General features: G+C 74.5%; 17 protein-coding genes. 8 read left to right on the top strand and 9 right to left on the bottom strand.

Annotated features, from left to right (window positions below; genetic code table 11):
- Nucleotides 1-339: 339 nt before the first annotated feature.
- Together ACZ56L_RS18665 and ACZ56L_RS18660 are read left to right on the top strand one after the other, a co-directional pair.
- Nucleotides 340-993, top strand: a complete 654-nt coding sequence (locus tag ACZ56L_RS18665; RefSeq protein WP_471065044.1) for a spherulation-specific family 4 protein — start codon at nucleotides 340-342, stop codon at nucleotides 991-993.
- Nucleotides 990-1,781 (top strand): endo alpha-1,4 polygalactosaminidase, encoded by a 792-nt coding sequence (locus ACZ56L_RS18660; protein WP_401757475.1) that lies wholly within the window; start codon nucleotides 990-992, stop codon nucleotides 1,779-1,781. The genes ACZ56L_RS18665 and ACZ56L_RS18660 overlap by 4 nt, the downstream gene beginning before the upstream one ends.
- Before the next feature lie 13 nt (nucleotides 1,782-1,794).
- On the opposite strand, the gene ACZ56L_RS18655 is transcribed toward ACZ56L_RS18660, so the two are convergent.
- On the bottom strand, nucleotides 1,795-2,613 hold the full coding sequence (locus ACZ56L_RS18655) for an adenosylcobinamide-GDP ribazoletransferase (protein WP_471065042.1): 819 nt from the start codon (nucleotides 2,611-2,613) through the stop codon (nucleotides 1,795-1,797).
- Nucleotides 2,614-2,689: 76 nt separating this feature from the next.
- Between ACZ56L_RS18655 and ACZ56L_RS18650 the strand changes: the two genes are divergently transcribed.
- Nucleotides 2,690-3,433 carry a hypothetical protein gene (locus tag ACZ56L_RS18650; protein ID WP_471065040.1) on the top strand — a complete coding sequence of 248 codons (744 nt, stop codon included), beginning with the start codon at nucleotides 2,690-2,692 and terminating at the stop codon, nucleotides 3,431-3,433.
- On the opposite strand, the gene ACZ56L_RS18645 is transcribed toward ACZ56L_RS18650, so the two are convergent.
- From ACZ56L_RS18645 to ACZ56L_RS18630, 4 genes are all read right to left on the bottom strand, one after another.
- The gene (locus tag ACZ56L_RS18645) at nucleotides 3,394-4,188 is read right to left on the bottom strand and encodes a hypothetical protein (RefSeq protein ID WP_471065038.1); all 795 of its coding nucleotides are present in this window, start codon (nucleotides 4,186-4,188) and stop codon (nucleotides 3,394-3,396) included. The genes ACZ56L_RS18650 and ACZ56L_RS18645 overlap by 40 nt on opposite strands.
- An 11-nt stretch (nucleotides 4,189-4,199) precedes the next feature.
- Nucleotides 4,200-6,011: a phosphatidylglycerol lysyltransferase domain-containing protein gene (locus tag ACZ56L_RS18640; RefSeq protein ID WP_471065036.1), complete on the bottom strand. Its 1,812-nt coding sequence runs from the start codon at nucleotides 6,009-6,011 to the stop codon at nucleotides 4,200-4,202.
- Nucleotides 6,012-6,155: 144 nt separating this feature from the next.
- Nucleotides 6,156-7,265: a nicotinate-nucleotide--dimethylbenzimidazole phosphoribosyltransferase gene (cobT, locus tag ACZ56L_RS18635; RefSeq protein ID WP_471065034.1), complete on the bottom strand. Its 1,110-nt coding sequence runs from the start codon at nucleotides 7,263-7,265 to the stop codon at nucleotides 6,156-6,158.
- Nucleotides 7,266-7,320: 55 nt separating this feature from the next.
- Nucleotides 7,321-8,514 carry a bifunctional adenosylcobinamide kinase/adenosylcobinamide-phosphate guanylyltransferase gene (locus tag ACZ56L_RS18630; RefSeq protein ID WP_468683760.1) on the bottom strand — a complete coding sequence of 398 codons (1,194 nt, stop codon included), beginning with the start codon at nucleotides 8,512-8,514 and terminating at the stop codon, nucleotides 7,321-7,323.
- A gap of 81 nt (nucleotides 8,515-8,595) precedes the next feature.
- Between ACZ56L_RS18630 and ACZ56L_RS18625 the strand changes: the two genes are divergently transcribed.
- A complete protein-coding gene (locus tag ACZ56L_RS18625; protein WP_345223623.1) occupies nucleotides 8,596-8,802 on the top strand; it encodes a hypothetical protein in 207 nt (68 codons plus the stop codon).
- Nucleotides 8,803-8,971: 169 nt separating this feature from the next.
- On the opposite strand, the gene ACZ56L_RS18620 is transcribed toward ACZ56L_RS18625, so the two are convergent.
- The 4 genes from ACZ56L_RS18620 to ACZ56L_RS18605 form a co-directional block, all read right to left on the bottom strand.
- A complete protein-coding gene (locus ACZ56L_RS18620) occupies nucleotides 8,972-10,105 on the bottom strand; it encodes a S1C family serine protease (RefSeq protein WP_471065031.1) in 1,134 nt (377 codons plus the stop codon).
- 50 nt (nucleotides 10,106-10,155) lie between these two features.
- Complete coding sequence (locus tag ACZ56L_RS18615; protein WP_471065228.1) at nucleotides 10,156-11,955, bottom strand: ABC transporter ATP-binding protein; 1,800 nt, start codon at nucleotides 11,953-11,955, stop codon at nucleotides 10,156-10,158.
- Nucleotides 11,956-12,067: 112 nt separating this feature from the next.
- Nucleotides 12,068-12,790, bottom strand: a complete 723-nt coding sequence (locus tag ACZ56L_RS18610) for a class I SAM-dependent methyltransferase (RefSeq protein ID WP_471065029.1) — start codon at nucleotides 12,788-12,790, stop codon at nucleotides 12,068-12,070.
- A gap of 107 nt (nucleotides 12,791-12,897) precedes the next feature.
- Nucleotides 12,898-13,503, bottom strand: a complete 606-nt coding sequence (locus ACZ56L_RS18605; protein ID WP_471065027.1) for a DUF3043 domain-containing protein — start codon at nucleotides 13,501-13,503, stop codon at nucleotides 12,898-12,900.
- Between the two features lie 274 nt (nucleotides 13,504-13,777).
- On the opposite strand from ACZ56L_RS18605, the gene ACZ56L_RS18600 reads away from it, so the two are divergent.
- The 4 genes from ACZ56L_RS18600 (at nucleotide 13,778) to ACZ56L_RS18585 (ending at nucleotide 17,258) form a co-directional block, all read left to right on the top strand.
- Nucleotides 13,778-14,581 (top strand): PspA/IM30 family protein, encoded by an 804-nt coding sequence (locus ACZ56L_RS18600; protein ID WP_345223629.1) that lies wholly within the window; start codon nucleotides 13,778-13,780, stop codon nucleotides 14,579-14,581.
- A 34-nt stretch (nucleotides 14,582-14,615) separates the two neighbouring features.
- Complete coding sequence (pspAA, locus tag ACZ56L_RS18595) at nucleotides 14,616-14,894, top strand: PspA-associated protein PspAA (protein ID WP_345223631.1); 279 nt, start codon at nucleotides 14,616-14,618, stop codon at nucleotides 14,892-14,894.
- Between the two features lie 337 nt (nucleotides 14,895-15,231).
- Entirely contained in the window at nucleotides 15,232-16,545 is a 1,314-nt protein-coding gene (locus ACZ56L_RS18590; RefSeq protein WP_471065024.1) for a sensor histidine kinase, read from the top strand.
- A complete protein-coding gene (locus tag ACZ56L_RS18585) occupies nucleotides 16,542-17,258 on the top strand; it encodes a response regulator transcription factor (RefSeq protein ID WP_345223637.1) in 717 nt (238 codons plus the stop codon). Before ACZ56L_RS18590 ends, ACZ56L_RS18585 begins: the two co-directional genes overlap by 4 nt.
- Nucleotides 17,259-17,442: the final 184 nt, after the last annotated feature.

The following is a 17,442-nucleotide window of genomic DNA, read 5'->3' as shown; positions in this document are numbered from 1 at the left end:
CGGCCCCTCCCGCTCCCGGCCCACCCGGGTGCCGCCCCCTGCGTCAGCGCCTGCGCCGGACGCGCGAACCCGCCAAGGCCGAGAGCTCAGCCCCCGTACCGGATGCGTCAGCCCGTGCGGCTCGGGCAGGAGAGGCCCCGGACCCGCCCCTCCACCTAAAGCGCTCGCCGCGCAGCCGTGCACGGTTCCGTGCAGATCCGTCGTGGCCGGTCGCGCAGTTCCCCGCGCCCCTGACGGGGCGGTCCTGCGTGGCGGAGCCGCAGGTGCAGGACGGGGCCGCGTCCCGGGAGTACACCCAGGTATGTGCCCAGCAAGATCCCACCCCCCCCAAGGACCCCCGTGCGTCAGCTCCTCGTGCCGTACTACGAGCACCCCACCGCCCGCCCCACCGCCTGGCAGACCCTCCTCGCGTCGCCCCGCCTCTACGGCGTGATCCTCAATCCGGCCAGCGGCCCCGGCACCGCGGCCGACCCGGCCTTCGGTGACGTCGCCGACCGGCTCCGCGCCGCCGGCACCCGGGTCCTCGGGTACGTCGACACCGACTACGGACGCCGCCCCCACGCCGAGGTCGTGCGCGACCTCCTGCGCCACCGCGACTGGTACGGCGTCACCGGCGCCTTCCTCGACCAGGTCTCCGCCGGCCCCGAGGCCCTCGCCCACTACCGCCGTCTCGCCGTCGCCGCCCGGGCGGCCGGCGCGGGCTCCCTGGTGCTGAACCACGGCACGCACCCCGACCCCGGCTACCTCCGCCTCGCCGACGTCCTCGTCACGTTCGAGGGGACGTGGGAGACGTACCGCACCGCCGAGCAGCCCCCCGCCTGGACGCGGACCTGCCCGGCGGACCGCTTCTGCCACCTGGTGTACGCGGCCGACACCGACCTCACCGCCCTTGCCGCCGAACGCGGCGCCGCCCTGCACTGCGCCGTTCCCGGCGACGGCGCCCACCCCTGGGGCACCCTCCCGCACGGACTCGGGGCGGTGCGGCCCCGATGAGACGCCTCCTGGCCGTGGTCCTGCTGCTGGCCGCGGCCGTCGCCTGCACCGCGCCGCCCGGCCCCGCCCCCGGCCCCGCCCCGAGCGGATCCCGCTGGCAGCCCCGCCCCGGCACGCCCTGGCAGTGGCAGCTCAGCGGCGAGCTCGACCTGACCGTCGACGTCCCCGTCTACGACGTCGACGGCCACACCACCTCCGCCGACCAGGTCGCCGCCCTGCACGAGGAGGGGCGCAAGGTCATCTGCTACCTCTCCACCGGCGCCTGGGAGGACTTCCGGCCCGACGCCGCCCGCTTCCCCGCCGAGGTCCTCGGCGAGGGCAACGGCTGGGAGGGCGAACGCTGGCTGGACATCCGCCGCACCGACGTCCTGGAGCCCCTGATGGCGGCCCGCGTCGACATGTGCCGTGCCAAGGGCTTCGACGCCGTCGAGCCGGACAACATGGACGGCTACGACAACCGGACGGGCTTCCCGCTCACCGCCGACGACCAGCTCCGCTACAACCGGCTCATCGCCCGCCTCGCCCACGAGCGGGGCCTCTCGGTCGGCCTGAAGAACGACCTCGACCAGATCCCCGAGCTGCTGGGGGACTTCGACTTCGCCGTCAACGAGCAGTGCGCCGAGTTCGAGGAGTGCGCGCTGCTCACGCCGTTCATCGAGGCGGGGAAGGCCGTCTTCCACGTGGAGTACGAGCTGCCCACGGCTCGTTTCTGCCCCGAGGCCCGGAAGCTGGGCCTCAGCTCGATGCTGAAGGAGTACGAACTCGGGGCGTGGCGCCGCCCGTGCTGACCGCCGCCGGGCCTCACCCCAGCGCCAGCACCACCAGCGCCGCCGTGGCAGCCGCCTCCGCCAGCGCCCCGAACACATCCCCCGTCACCCCGCCGAACCTCCGCACACAGTGCCGCAGCAGCACCTCGGCGGCACCGAGAGCCACCGCCATCGCCACCGCGCAGTGCACCGCCCCGACGACCCCGCCCGGCACCAGCCCGGCGGCCGCGCACACCACCGTGACGGCGAGCCCCGCCCCCGCGGCCGCCCGCACCGGCACCACCCCGGCGACCGCCGCCCCCAGCCCCTCGGGCCGGGCGGCGGGCACCCCCGCGCGCGAGGCGAGCGTGAGCGCCAGCCGGGCGGCGACGGCCGCCACCAGCGCCGCCGCCATGCCGGCCGCCACCCCTCGCGCGTACAACTGAGCCAGTACCGCCACCTGGGCGAACAGCGTGAACAGCAGGACGACGACGCCGAACGGGCCGATGTCGGACCGCTTCATGATGTCGAGCGCGACCGGCGCGGGCTTGGCGCTGCCCAGCCCGTCGGCGGTGTCCGCGAGCCCGTCCAGGTGCAGCCCCCGGGTGAGCGCGGCCGGCACGGCGGCCGACGCCACGGCGGCGAGCAGCGGCCCGGCCCCCAGGAGCAGCAGCACACCGCCCAGCGCCGCCGCGCACAGCCCCACCACGGCCCCCGCGACCGGCGCGCACAGCATGCCCGTACGGGCGGCCTCCCGGTCCCAGCGCGCGACGCGCACGGGCAGGACGGTGAGGGTGCCGAAGGCGAACCGGAGGCCGTCCACGAGGGAGGACGTGGCGGAGGGCGCGGGGGTGGAGGGAGGAGGAGTGGTCACCGGCCGCAGGTTATCCCGCACCTCCGGCCGGTAAGTTGCCCGTAGCGCGTAAATCAGACAAAGCGGAGTGGGTTGCATGGGTCACTGGCTGTACCGGAACATCGTCGAGCCGGGCAAACTCCCGCTTTTCCTCGCGCTGGCCTCCTTCGTGCTGTCCTTCGTGGTCACCCGCACCATCACCCGGCTCATCCGGGCCGGCAAGGGGCCCTTCCGCAACGTCACGCCCGGCGGCATGCACATCCACCACGTCGTGCCCGGCGTCGTCCTCTCCACCGTCGGCGGCTTCGGCGCGGTCGCCAGCGGGCGGCATGGGGTGGGGTCCGCGATCTGCGCGGTGATCTTCGGCGTCGGCGCCGGTCTGGTGCTGGACGAGTTCGCGCTGATCCTGCACCTGGACGACGTGTACTGGTCGGAGCAGGGGCGCACCAGCGTGGAGATCGTCGTCCTGACGGCGGCGCTGGTGCTCCTGGTGCTCACCGGTTCGCTGCCGTTCGGGGTGAACGACCTGACGGAGGAGGAGGCGCAGAGCCGGGGGCTGCTGTTCCTGAACGTGGCCGTCAACGCCCTGTGGTCGGTGGTGGCCCTGCTCAAGGGCAAGGTGCGCACCGCCCTGTTCGGCATCGTCGTGCCGCTGGTCGGCCTCGTCGGCGCGGTCCGTCTCGCCCGCCCCAACTCGCTGTGGGCGCGCCGCTTCTACCGCAGGCGGCCCAAGGCGCGTGCCCGCGCCCTGCGTCGGGTCTACCGGCACGACCGCCGCTGGACCCGGCGCGTGCGCGCCGTTCAGGACTGGATCGGCGGAGCCCCCTCGCCCCGGTCGTGAGGCGGAGCCCCCTCGCCCCGGTCGCGAAGCGCAGCCCCTTCGACCCGACCGTCATGTGCAGCCCCTTCGCCCCGGTCCCGGAGCTGCCCCCGGTGCTTCCTCCGGCGTCGTACGGCCGCCTCGATCAGCATCAGCACGGCCACCCCCAGCAGCGCCGCGATGTGCTCCTTGCCCGCCAGGTTCGTCTTGACGATCACCTCGACGACCATCGCGACGACGACCGCCCCGCCCGTCCAGTACGCCCCGACCCGCCGGCACACGTACAGCGCCAGCCCCACCACCGCCGCCGAAGGGCCGGTGTCCATGACGTGCTTGTCGGCCTCCGGCAGGCCGATCGGGCTGCCGGGCCCCAGGGCGACGCCCAAGCGGGCGTACATCGTGCCGGACAGGGTGGCCACGTACGCCAGGAAGAGCGTCTTCCAGCGGCCGAGGCAGATCTCCGCGATGCCGAACACCAGCAGGATCTGGGCGAGGGCGCCCCACACCGGCAGGTCCAGCGCCGGTACGAACAGCGACAGCGGGGTGCGCACCAGCGACAGCAGCAGCGGGTCGCCGGAGCGCACCGAGCCGATGTCCTGCACGAACTGGTAGCCCCAGGACTGGTTCTGGACGGCCTGGAACGTCGCGCACAGGGCGACGGCCGCGAGGGTGAGCGGGATCGCCCGCCACCGGCGGGTGACGAGCGCCCCGCGCACGCGCGCGGCGAGCCCGCCCCACTCGCGACGGGCGAACCGGCGCAGGGGAGAGGCCGGCACGGCCGTGACGCTCACCCTCTCCGCCCCGTCCCCAGGTGCCGGCGGTGCATCCACTTGGGCAGGCCCGGGGCTTCCAGGAAGCCCTCGGCGCGGCCGGCGGCGACGCCGATGCGCAACAGGTCGGAACTCTTCTCGAAGAGCATGAAGCGGGGCTCCCAGATCGGTCGGTACTTGGCGTTGGCCCGGTACAACGACTCGATCTGCCACCAGCGCGAGAAGAAGCTCAGCAGCGACCGCCACAGCCTCAGCACCGGTCCGGCGCCGAGGCGTGAACCACGTTCGAAGACCGACCGGAACATCGCGAAGTTGAGCGAGACCTGAGTGATCCTGATCTCCGGGGCGTGCTGGAGGAGTTCGATGACCATGAACTCCACCAGTCCGTTCTCGGAGTCCCGGTCACGGCGCATCAGGTCCAGCGACAGTCCCCTGGGCCCCCACGGCACGAAGCTCAGCACGGCCCGCAGGGCGCCGTCGCCGTCGAAGCACTCCAGCATCACGCAGCGTCCGTCCGCCGGGTCGCCGAGGCGTCCCAGCGCCATCGAGAAGCCGCGCTCGGTGGCCCCGTCGCGCCAGTCGTCAGCCTTCTTCAGCAGTTCGGCCATCTCCGCCCCGGGGATCTCCTCGTGGCGGCGGATGCGGACGGTGTACCCGGCGCGCTTCACCCGGTTGTAGGCCTGGCGCACCGTGCGCATGGCGCGGCCCTCCAGGGTGAACTCGGCCGTGTCCACGATCGCCTCGTCGCCGAGTTCCAGGGCGTCCAGGCCGTGCCGGGCGTAGATCGTGCCCGCCTCCTCGCTCGCGCCCATCACCGCGGGCACCCAGCCGTGCTCGCGGGCCTCCGTCAGCCACGGCTCGATCGCGCCCGGCCAGGCCTCCGGGTCGCCGATCGGGTCGCCCGAGGCGAGCGAGACGCCGCCCACCACGCGGTAGGTGACGGCGGCCTTCCCGGTCGGCGACCAGATGGCGCTCTTCTCCCGGCGCAGCGAGAAGTACCCGAGGGAGTCGCGGTCGCCGTGCTTGTCCAGCAGCGCCCGCAGCTTCTCCTCGTCCTCCTCCGACAGCGGGTCCACGGCCCGCCGGGAGCGGAACGCGGCCAGCAGCACGCCGATCAGCAGGGCCGTGCTCATGATGTTGATGAGGACGTTCACCCAGCCCGGCGTCATGATCCCGGCGAACTGGTCCTCCGGCGCGGCGATCGAGATCAGCCGGGCCGCGCCGTAGCCCCAGCGCTCCAGGAAGGTCGAGGACCGCGCGCCGTGCGAGGCGGTGTTCGTGACCGTCACCAGCAGCGCCGCGAGCAGCGAGGTGACCAGCAGCCCGCCGACGGCGACGGCCGTCGCCAGCTTCGGATTGGACCGGTCGCCCTTGGCGTAGAACTCGCGGCGGCCCAGCAGCAGCGCCACGAAGAACGCCCCGGTCAGCCCCAGCGACACCCAGTTGCGCGCGTACTGCCGCACCTCGGGGAAGAACATCACCAGCGCGAACAGCAGGAACAGCAGCCCGCTGAGCACCGTGTTGAGGAGCCACGCCGCCCGCTTGCGCCGCCGCAGGGTCACCGCCATGACGAACGCGAAGAGCCCGGACGCGAAGCCCGCGGTGAGCAGGTACGGGGTGAAGTTGTCGCCGTCGTTGTGCCGGCGCAGGTCGTTGCCGAGGGAGACCCACACCGCGCTCAGGAAGCAGATGAAGGTGACGATCCGCAGGTACCAGACGGCGAACCCGGCACTGCGCCGCGACAGCGGAGTGCTCCGCCGCCCCAGGGGCGTCCTGGCGGTTCCGGACGCCGTGGATGCTTCTTCGGTGGCCAAGCGGACATCTCCCATGAAACGCGATGATATGGGTCATTGCGTGGTACGAGAGGACCGCCCGGCCGGTGCGGACGGGGGGTGTCGACGGGTGGGTCGACGCAGGCGCCGACAGGTGTGACGGCGGGGGTCCGGGCGGACCCTCCCGCCCGGACCGCCCGCTCAGTCGGCGGCGACCCCGTCGCCGGGGCCGTCGCTGTCGGCAGCCATGTCCTTCTCGTCGGCCTTCTCCCGCACCGGCAGCTCCGCGGCGAGCGCGGCGGCGGCCTGAACGAGGGGGAGTGCCAGCAATGCCCCGGTTCCTTCCCCCACAGTGACGCCCTGGTCGAGGAGAGGGTTGAGCGCCATCCGGTCCAGTGCCTTCGCCTGCGCCGGCTCACCGCTGACGTGCCCCGCCAGCCACCAGTCCGGGGCCCGGAACGCGGCCCGCTGCGCCACCAGCGCGCACGCCGCCGACACCACGCCGTCCAGGATCACCGGGGTGCGCCGCACCGCGCACTGCAACAGGAACCCGGTCGCCGCCGCGAGGTCCGCCCCGCCCACGGCGGCCAGCAGCTCCAACTGGTCGCCGAGCACCGGCCGGGCGCGCCGCAGCGCGTCGCGCACCGCCGCGCACTTGCGCATCCACGCCAGGTCGTCGATGTGCGCCCCGCCGCGCCCGGTGACCACGGAGGCGTCCGTGCCGCACAGCGCCGCCACCAGCACGGCGGCGGCGGTGGTGCCGCCCACGCTGAGGTCGCCGAGCACCACCAGGTCGGTGCCGGCGTCGGCCTCCTCGTCGGCGATCGCCATGCCCAGCCGCACGGCCCGCTCCGCCTCCTCGACGGTCAGGGCGTCCTCGACGTCGATGCGTCCCGAGCCGCGCCGCACCCGGTGCCGTACGACCTCGTCGGGCAGCAGCTCCGGGTCGCAGTCCAGCCCGGCGTCGACGACGCGCACCGGCACGCCGAGGCGCCGTGCCAGCACCGCCACCGGGCTCTCCCCGTCCAGGGCCGCCCGCACCAGCCGGTGCGCGGATGACGCCTCGCGCGCCGACACGTTCAGGGCCGCGACGCCGTGGTCGCCGGCGAACAGCACCACCTTGGCCCGCTCGACGGGCCGCACGGGCACGGCCCCCTGCGCGGCGGCCAGCCACTCGCCCAGTTCGTCCAGGCGGCCCAGGCTGCCGGGCGCCACGGCGAGGTGCTCACGGCGGTCTTCGGCGTCACGCCGTACGCCGCTGTCGGGGCGTTCGATCAGGTCGGAGAAGTCGTCGAGATTCAGCGCGCTCATTCGCCGAACAGTACCGGCCGAACGGCGTGGACCCCCGGGCCCCGTGCCCCCCGCCTCAGCGCAGCACCAGGGCCTGCCCCGCCACCACCAGCAGGACGTGCTCGCACTCGCCCGCGAACGCGGCGTTCAGCCGCCCCAGTTCGTCCCGGAAGCGCCGCCCCGCCGCCGTCGCGGGCACCACCCCCGAGCCCACCTCGTTGCTCACCGCGACGACCGTGCGCCGTGTGGAGCGCACCGCGCCCACCAGCTCCGCCACCCGCTCCCGCAGTGCCCGCCGCCCGTCCGCCGCCCATCTGGCGTCGTCCCAGGCCCCCGCCCGGTCCATGGCGTCGGTCAGCCACAGCGACAGACAGTCGATCAGCAGCGGCGGCCCGTCCCCGCCCAGCAGTTCCGCCACCTCGCAGGTCTCCTCGGTACGCCAGGACGACGGCCGCCGGTCCCGGTGCAGGGAGATCCGCTCGGCCCACTCCCGGTCGCCGGCCCGGCGTCCGCCGGTCGCGACGTACACGACGTCCGGGAAGCCCTCCAGCCGCCGCTCGGCCTCCACCGACTTGCCCGACCTGGCCCCGCCCAGCACCAGCGTCCGGCGCGGCACGTCCGGCACCTCCTGGTACTCGCCCAGGGTGAGCGTCGTTCCGTCCGGCACCGTCCGCGCCCCGAGCGCGGCCAGCCGGCGGGCGGTCTCGCCGCCCGCCGGAACGTCATGGTCCAGATGCACGGCGACGACGTCGGTCGCCCCGGTGACCGCCCCCCAGGCCCGCAGCCGGGCGAGCGCGTCGGGCCGCCCCAGCACGTCCATCACCACCAGGTCGTACGGCCGCACCCCGCCCTCCCCGGCGGGCGACCCGCCCCGGGGCAGGTACAGCAGCCGGTCCCCCTCCTGGGAGGTGACCTCGTACCCCGTGCCGGGGGAGTCCATCGGGACCGCCCGCACCCGGTGCCCGCTGATCAGCGTCAACTCCTGTCCGTCCGGCACCCGTCCGGCCCGGGGGAGCCCCGGGGGCAGCTCCACGGGCGGCCCGTCGTGCGGATGCGTCAGCAGCACCTGCCGCACACCCCCCAGCGACTGCCCGGCGCGGGCCGCGGCGAGCGCCGCCCCCGGCGTCAGGTCCAGCAGCAGCGCACCGTCCACCAGCAGGGCGGTGGCGGCCCGCACCCGGTCACCCCGGGCGGCGGCGCAGGTGGCGCAGGGGCAGTCGGGCCGGGGGAGACCGGCGGGGGCGGCAGTGCCGAGCAGAGTCGTTTCCACGCCCCGATCCTCCCGTGTCCTTGTGCGGGCTGCGCGCCCGGCTACGCTGCGAGCAGCATCGAGACGACCCGGGAGGCGTACATGGCGTGGACGTGGCGGTTCGAGACGGCCGACGGAACGGAAGTGCAACCGGCGGTCGAGCCGGAGGAGTTCACCACGCAGGGCGACGCGGAGTCCTGGCTCGGCGAGGTCTGGAAGGACCTCCTGGAGGGCGGCGCGGCCCAGGTGGTCCTCTCGGAGGACGGCAAGAAGATCTACGGCCCGATGAGCCTGAACGCGGAGGGCTGAGGCCCTCCAGGGGCGGGGCCGGGGCGGAAACCGGGGCCCGGGGGCGGAGCCCCGGCGGTGGCCCGGGTCCGCCCCGCCCCCTCACCCGGCGGTGACCCCGCCCCGCTCCCGCGCCCGCCCCCTCACCCGGCGGTGACCCCGGCCCGCCCCGCTCCCGCACCCGCACCCCTCACATCTCCCCGAGCGTCACCTCCGCCGTCTTCTCCGCCCCGTCCCGCTCGAAGGCGACCTTCACCTTCGCCCCCGGCCGCAACGAAGCCAGCGCCTCGCTCAGCGACGTCATCGTCGTGACCGGCTTCCCGGCCACCCCCACCAGCACGTCCCCCGCCTCGATCCCGGCCTTCGCGGCCGCCCCGTCCCGCTGGACGGCCACCACGGCCACCCCCGCGGGTCGGAGGTCCCCGCCCAGCACGGTCCGCGCGGAGATCCCCAGTGCGGCCCGCCCCGAGTCGGTGACCCGCCCGGACGTGATGATCTGGTCCGCCACCGTCCTCACCATCGACGCCGGGATCGCGAACCCGATGCCGGGCGCCGCCGATCCGCCCAGCCCCGGGTCGGTCGCCGCCAGCGTCGGAATGCCGATCACCCGGCCGTCCAGGTCGACCAGAGCGCCCCCGCTGTTGCCGGGGTTGATGGCGGCGGAGGTCTGCACCATGTTCCCGATGGTCGCGCCGGGGCCGCCGCCCCGGCCCGGCTCGGTGACCGTGCGCCCCACCGCCGAGACGATGCCCTGCGTGACGCTGCTGGACAGCCCCAGCGGACTGCCCATGGCCAGCACGATCTGCCCGACCCCCACCTTCGCGGAGTCCCCGAGCCGGGCCGCCCTGAGCCCGGCCGGGACCTTGTCCAGCTTGACGACGGCCAGGTCCTGCTCGGGGTAGGCGGCCACCAGCTTCGCGGGCATCGGGTCGCCGCCCTTCGTCGCGACGGTGACCTCGAACGTCTTCTCCTCGCCCACCACATGGGCGTTGGTGACGATGTGCCCCTTGTCGTCGTACACGACCCCGGACCCGAGGCCGCTGCGCGCGTTGATCTGCACGACCGACGGCAGGACGTCCTCGATCACCCGCCGGTAGTCCGCCTCCAGCTGCCGGACCCCGGAGGTCGGGGCGGCCCCGGTGGCGGCGTCGGACGCGGTGGGCGCGGCGGGTGCGGCGGGCGCGGCCGCCCTCGGCGCCGGGTCCGAGCACCCGGCGGCGCCGGTCAGCAGTGCGGCGCAGGCGGCGAGGGGCAGCAGGGCCCGCCGGCGCGCGGCGGTCCGGCGCGGGGCGGCGGGGGCTCGGTTGCGGAAGCTGTCGTCCATGACGGGAGTCTCCCTTCGGTACGGGGACACGGCCCGCCGGAAGGGTCCGATCAGGGGGCCGCGGAAGCCGCCGGCCCGGCGTCGGCAACGGTCAGGAACTGCGTCGCGGCCAGCTCTCCGTAGAGCGCGTCCCCCGCCACCAGCTCGCCATGCGTGCCCACCGCCCGTACCTTCCCGGCGTCCATCACCACGATCCGGTCCGCCATCGTCACCGTCGACAGCCGGTGCGCCACCACCAGCACCGTCGTCTCCCGCGCCGCCACCGCCACCGCGTCCCGCAGCGCCAGCTCGTTCACCGCGTCCAGTTGCGACGTCGCCTCGTCGAGCAGCAGCAGCCGGGGCCTGCGCAGCAGGGCCCGCGCGATCGCCACCCGCTGCCGCTCGCCGCCCGACAGCTTCGACCCCCGGTGCCCGACCACCGTCTCCAGGCCGTCCGGCAGCCGCTCCACCAGCCCGTCCAGCCGCGCCTTGACCAGGACCTCCTGGATGTCTGCCGCCGTCGCGTCCGGCGCGGCGAACACCAGGTTCTCGCGCAGCGTCCCCGCCAGCACCGGCGCGTCCTGCTCGACGTACCCGATGGACGCCCGCAGCTCGCCGAGCGGCCAGTCGCGCACGTCCCGGCCGTCGACCAGCACCCGGCCGCCGGTCACTTCGTAGAACCGCTCGATCAGCCCGAACACGGTGGTCTTGCCCGCCCCCGAAGGCCCGACGAAGGCCGTCATGCCGCCGCCCGGCACCTCGAAGTCCACCCCGTGGTGGACGTACGGCAGCTCCTCCCGGTACCGGAAGACGACGCCCTCGAAGGCCACCCGCGCGGGCCCGCCCGGCACCGCGGCCGAGCCGGTCCCCGTCTCCTCCGTCGCCAGGCGTTCCGCCTCCACGATCCGCGCGACCGCCGCCGAGCCCACCTGGTACTGGGTGGCGGCGTCCACCAGCTCGGAGATCGGGTCGATCAGGTAGAAGAGGAACAGCAGGAAGGCGATCAGCGAGGCCACCGAGATGTCGCCCGACGCGACGCGCGCCCCGCCGATCCCCAGCACCGCCAGGAACGACACCTGGACCGCGAGCCCGATCGAACTCTGCGCCAGCGACTGCCACTTGGCCGAGCGCACCCCGTGCCGCCAGGCCTCCTGCGCGGCGGCCTCCACGACTGCGGCCTCGCGTGCCTCGGCGCCCGAGGCCTTGACCGTGCGGAAGGCGCCGAAGGCCCGCTCCAGGACCGTCGAGATCGCCCCGACGGCCTCCTGCGAGCGCTTGGTGGCCTTCGAGATCTTCGGCATGACGAACCCGACGGACCCGCCGATCAGCACGATCACCCCGAGCGTGACCCCGAGCAGCACCGGGTCCATCAGGCCCATCATCGCGATCGTCGCCAGGAAGGTGAGGCTGCCGTTGGCCGCCGAGACGATGGAACGGGTGGTGACCGTGCGCAGCAGCGTGGTGTCGGAGGTGATCCGCGACATCAGGTCGCCCGGCTGGGTGCGCTCCACCTCCGGCACCCGCAGCCGCAGCAGCCGGCCGATCAGGCTGCGCCGGGCGGCCAGCACCACGGACTCGGCGGTGCGCTCCAGCACGTACGAGCCCACCGCGTGCACGGCGGTGCCGAGCACCACCAGCACCGTCAGCAGGAGCAGGATGCCGGTGATCGACTGGTCCCCGCCGAGCCGTTCGACGAGCGCCTTGGTGGCGAGCGGCTGGCTGAGCGCGGTCGCGGAGCCGACCAGGGTGAGCAGCGCGCCGAGCAGGACCGTCCAGCGGTGCGGCCGGAAGTGCCGGTACAGCTCCCGCCAGGTCTCCCGGGCGGGCAGCTTGGGCGTACCGGGCGTGCCGGACGCACCGTGGGCGTTCACCTGCTCGCCGGACGCCGGGACGGGCTGCTGCGGGTTCTGGGTCACGCTGAAGCGGACGCGGTGCGGGCCGTTCCACCTGACGGGGACGGCGAGGTTCTTCCGCCGCCCGGCCTCAGCCCCGTACGCCGCACAGGTGCAGCAGCGCCGCGACCCGCCGGTACGGGTCGGTGCGCCCGGCCCGGTCCTCCAGCTCCAGCACCCGCGCCAGCTCCTCCGCCGCGAGCGGCCCAGCACCGTCCGGCTCGTTGTCGGTGAAGACCCGCACCCCGTACCAGGCGTGCAGCGGGGCCGCGATCCCGGCGAGCGTCGCGGTCAGCGCGTCCAGCCGGTCGGCCCGCACGCGCAGCCCGAGCCGGTTCGTGTACGCCGGCGTGTCCAGCGCGCCGAGGGCCCCCGCCCAGTCCCCGGCGAGCCCGGGGCGCATCGCGAGGGCGTCCGCGTTGCGTACGAGCAGGGACAGCAGCCCGCCGGGGGCCAGCATCCGGGCCAGCCCCGCCACGAAGGCGTCCGGCTCGGCGACGTGCATCAGGACCCCGTGGCAGAGCACGACGTCGAAGCTGCCGGGCAGGAAGTGCACTCCGGTGTCGCGGCCGTCGCCGTGCATCAGCCGTACGCGCTCGCGGATTCCGGCGGGTTCGTCGGCGAGCGCCCGGCGGGCCGCGGCCAGCAGGTCGCCGTCGGACTCCAGGCCCGTCACCTGATGGCCCGCGCGGGCCAGGCGCAGGGCCTGGGTGCCCGGGCCCGTGCCGACGTCGAGCACCCGCAGCCGCCGGCCGACCGGGAAGCGCGCCGATATCTGCTCGTCGAGCTGCCGGGCGACCAGCTCCTGCCGCACCGTGGTGCGCAGGCCCCCCGGCCCCGCGACGGATGCGGAGGAAGCCCCGCCGAAATCCGCCGGAGCGGCGGTCGACGGGGCTCCCGAAACCTGGGGGGTGTCCGTGCTCAGGGCCGTTCCCCGCGCTTGACCTGCGGCTTCGGCAGGCGCAGCCGGCGCATCTGGAGCGAGCGCATCAGGCCGTACGCGATGACGCCGGGCTTGGGCTCGTCCGGGAAGCGGGCGTTGACCTGCTTCTTCAGCCGGATCGCCAGCCCGATCGAGTCGATCACGATGAGGACGATGACGACCATCCACAGCAGCAGCGAGACCGTTTGGAGGTTGCCGACCTGGATCATGCTCAGCACCAGGATGATCACCGCCATCGGCAGGAAGAACTCCGCGACGAAGAAGCGCGAGTCGACGAAGTCGCGGGTGAACCTGCGCACCGGGCCCTTGTCACGGACGGGCAGGTACCGCTCGTCACCGCTGGCGAGGGCCTCGCGCTGCTTGGCGAGGTCGGCGCGGCGGGCCTCCCGCTGGCGCTTCATCGCTTCCTTGCGGTTCGCCGGGGGCGTCGCAGCGGTACGCCGCTGCGACTGCGCCACGGCGCGCTTCGGGGTGGGACGCCCCTTGGGCGCCTGCGGGTCACGGGGCTGCTTGGAGAGGTCGGCCGTCACCTTGTCGGTGACGGCGGTCTTCTCAGCGCTGGAGTTGGCACGGCTACGGAACACAAAACCCAAGGGTACGGGTTGCGGCGCATGCACCCCAGCGTCAGGGGGAACGATCCGGCAACACCTGCGTCCATCCGGCCCTCCCCGCCGCCCCGACGGCGGCCTTGCCAGGGTCGCCTCTACTCCCTACGCCTGAGCCCGGCCGGCCACAGTCGTCCCTAAGGACGAGCGCATCGGCGCCGGAACAGTGCGGTAATGGAGACAGGGCCCGTAGTGTTGGGTCCGTTGGAGTGGCCAGGAGCCGGAGTCCGTCAGAAGGGGGCGCGCGAAGCCCATGAGCGGTGTCATGAAGCGTATGGGGATGATCTTCCGCGCGAAGGCGAACAAGGCCCTTGACCGGGCCGAAGACCCGCGGGAGACGCTGGACTACTCGTACCAGAAGCAGCTCGAACTGCTGCAGAAGGTACGACGCGGGGTCGCCGACGTAGCCACGTCGCGCAAGCGGCTCGAACTGCAGCTCAACGGGTTGCAGAGCCAGTCCTCCAAGCTGGAGGACCAGGGGCGCAAGGCGCTCGCGCTCGGCCGGGAGGACCTCGCCCGCGAGGCGCTGTCCCGCCGTGCCGCGCTGCAGCAGCAGGTGTCCGACCTGGAGGTGCAGCACCAGACCCTCCAGGGCGAGGAGGAGAAGCTGACGCTGGCGGCCCAGCGCCTCCAGGCCAAGGTGGACGCCTTCCGCACGAAGAAGGAGACCATCAAGGCCACCTACACCGCCGCCCAGGCGCAGACCCGGATCGCGGAGTCCTTCTCCGGCATCTCCGAGGAGATGAGCGACGTCGGCGTCGCGATCCAGCGCGCCGAGGACAAGACCGCGCAGCTCCAGGCCCGGGCGGGCGCGATCGACGAACTGCTCGCCTCGGGCGCGCTGGACGACTCCTCCGGGCTCGCCAAGGACGACATCCAGGCCGAGCTGGACCGCCTCTCCGGCGGTACGGACGTCGAGCTGGAGCTCCAGCGGATGAAGCAGGAGCTGGCCGGCGGGCCGTCGCAGCAGGCGATCGAGGGCGGGCAGGGACAGAGCACCGGCCAGCAGGGCCACCAGGTCCAGGACCAGTCCCGCCCCCGCTTCGACAAGCAGTAGCAGTCCGTCCCCGAGTCCCGACAGGAGGAGCGCCGTGATCGTACGGATCATGGGCGAGGGCCAGCTCGACCTGGCCGACAGCCACTTCGCCGAGCTGAACGCGCTCGACGACGAACTGCTGGCGGAGATGGAGGTCGGGGACGGTCCCGGCTTCCGGCGCACGCTGGGCGCCCTCCTGGACGCGGTCCGGGCCCTGGGGACGCCCCTGCCGGACGACTCGCTGGCGCCCTCGGAGCTGATCCTGCCGGCGCCGGACTCGACGCTGGAGGAAGTCCGCTCCCTCCTCTCCGACGACGGCCTCATCCCGGGCTGACCCCGCCCCTCCCTCCCACTCCTCACTGAGCCCCGGCGCCCCCCCGGCCCCGGGGCTCAGCCCTTCTCACCGAGAACGGTTCCCGTGCGGGCGCGCCGTGGCTGGTCGCGCAGTTCCCCGCGCCCCTGTCGGGGCGCATCCCGGGTCGGAGTCGTGCGGGTGCGTCATGGTTGCTCGCGCGGTTCCTCGCGCCCCTGAAGGGGCGTCGCCCCGGGTGGGGAGTGTGCGGGTGCGTCATGGTTGCTCGGGCGGTTCCCCGTGCCCTTGAAGGGGCCCGGCCGTGCGGGGGAGCCGGGGGTCGGCGCGGAGGCGTGCTCCGGGCCCGTACCGTGAAGGCATGAGCCGCAGTCGCCGCCCCGAGAGCGGTCTCGCCCGCCCCCGCGGCTGGCTGCGCAGCCACCCCCTCGCCTTCGACGCCGGTCTCGCCGCCCTCGTCCTCGTCTGCATGATCGGCGCCTCGTTCGCCGACCCGCACGACGGCGTGCACGGCCCCTCCTTCGGCGCCCGCACCCCCGACCCCCGCGGCGTCGTCCTCATGGTGTGCGCGGCCGTCGCCCTCGTGTACCGCCGCCGCAGCCCCCTGCCCGTCCTGGCCGTCACCGGCTCCCTCGCCGTCGCCGCGCTCGCCTTCACGTCCAGCGACCCGCCCGCCCCCGTCGCCATGAGTGCGGTCGTCGCCCTGTACACCGTCGCGGCCCGCACCGACCGCCCCACCACCTGGCGCATCGGGCTGCTCACGATGGTCGTCCTGACCGGCGCGGCCATGCTCTTCAGCGAGGGCCCCTGGTACGCCCAGGACAACGTGGGGCTGTTCGCCTGGACCGGGATCGGGGCGAGCGCCGGGGACGCGGTCCGTTCCCGCCGCGCCTTCGTCGACGCCATGCGCGAGCGCGCCGAACGCGCCGAGCGCACCCGCGAGGAGGAGGCCCGCCGGCGCGTCGCCGAGGAGCGGCTGCGCATCGCCCGCGAGCTGCACGACGTCGTCGCCCACCACATCGCGCTCGTCAACGTGCAGGCGGGGGTGGCGGCCCACGTCATGGACAGGCGGCCCGACCAGGCCAAGGAGGCCCTCGCCCACGTCCGTGCGGCCAGCCGCTCCGCACTGGGCGAACTCCGCGCCACCGTCGGCCTGCTCCGCCAGTCCGGCGACCCCTCCGCCCCCACCGAACCCGCCCCCGGCCTCGCCGTCCTGGACGCCCTCCTGGACACCTTCCGCAACGCCGGGCTGCCCGTCGCCCTCACCCGTACCGACGACGACCGGGCCCTCCCCGCCTCCGTCGACCTGACCGCGTACCGGATCGTCCAGGAAGCCCTCACCAACGTCCGCAAGCACGCGGGACCCGGCGCCGAGGCCGAGGTCGGCGTCGTGCGCGGCGGGGACGTGCTGGAGGTGACCGTCCTCGACGACGGCACCGAGACCCCGCCCCCGGCCACCGAGGGCGGCCACGGTCTCCTCGGCATGCGCGAACGCGTCAGCGCCCTCGGCGGCGCCCTCACCGCGGGACCCCGCTCCGGCGGCGGCTTCCGCGTGCATGCGATCCTGCCCGTCACAGCCGGTACCCGGGCGTCCGCCGCCCGGCCCGCCGGCGCCGGGGACACCGCAGCCGCGCCCCGCCCACAGCAGCCCGGCCCGGGGGAGAAGCACGCATGAGTACGACGCCCGAGGCAGCCCTGCCGCCCATCAAGGTGCTCCTCGCCGACGACCAGGCCCTCCTGCGCAGCGCCTTCCGGGTACTCGTCGACTCCGAGCCCGACATGGAGGTCGTGGCGGAGGCCGCCGACGGCGCGCAGGCCCTGGAGCTGACCCGCCGCCACCGGCCCGACGTCGTCCTGATGGACATCCGGATGCCCGGCACCGACGGCCTCGCCGCCACCCGCGAGATCGGCGCGGACCCCGGGCTGGCGGCCGTGCACGTCGTGATGCTCACGACCTTCGAGGTCGACGAGTACGTCGTCGAGTCGATCCGCGCGGGAGCCTCCGGCTTCCTCGGCAAGGGCGCCGAGCCCGACGAACTCCTCAACGCCATCCGGATCGCCGCCGGCGGGGAGGCCCTCCTGTCGCCGGCGGCCACCAAGGGGCTGATCGCCACCTTCCTCGCCCAGGGCGAGGGACACGCCCCGCGGCCCGCCCCCGACGGCATGCACGCCGCCCGCCTGGCCGCCCTCACCGTCCGGGAGCGCGAGGTCCTCGTCCACGTCGGCGGCGGCAACTCCAACGACGAGATCGCCGAACTCCTCGCCGTCAGCCCCCTCACCGTGAAGACCCACGTCAACCGGGCCATGGCCAAGCTCGGCGCCCGCGACCGCGCGCAACTCGTCGTCTTCGCCTACGAGTCCGGCCTGGTCCGCCCCCGCACGGACTGACCTCCCGGGCCCGCCCGGGTCCGGTGCGGGCCGGCGGCGGTCCCGGTCCCGCGCGGACGCGCCCCGGCCGTCGCGCGGCCCGGCGCCCCGGACGGCTCCCGAAGAGGTCCGCCCCGCCCCGTACGCCCAAGGGTGGAGCGCCACCGCGCCCCCGCGTACTCCACCTGCGGTACACCCCCGCCCA

This window comes from Streptomyces sp. NPDC039736 (assembly GCF_055596485.1).
This window is presented reverse-complemented; position numbering and strand designations above follow the sequence as displayed.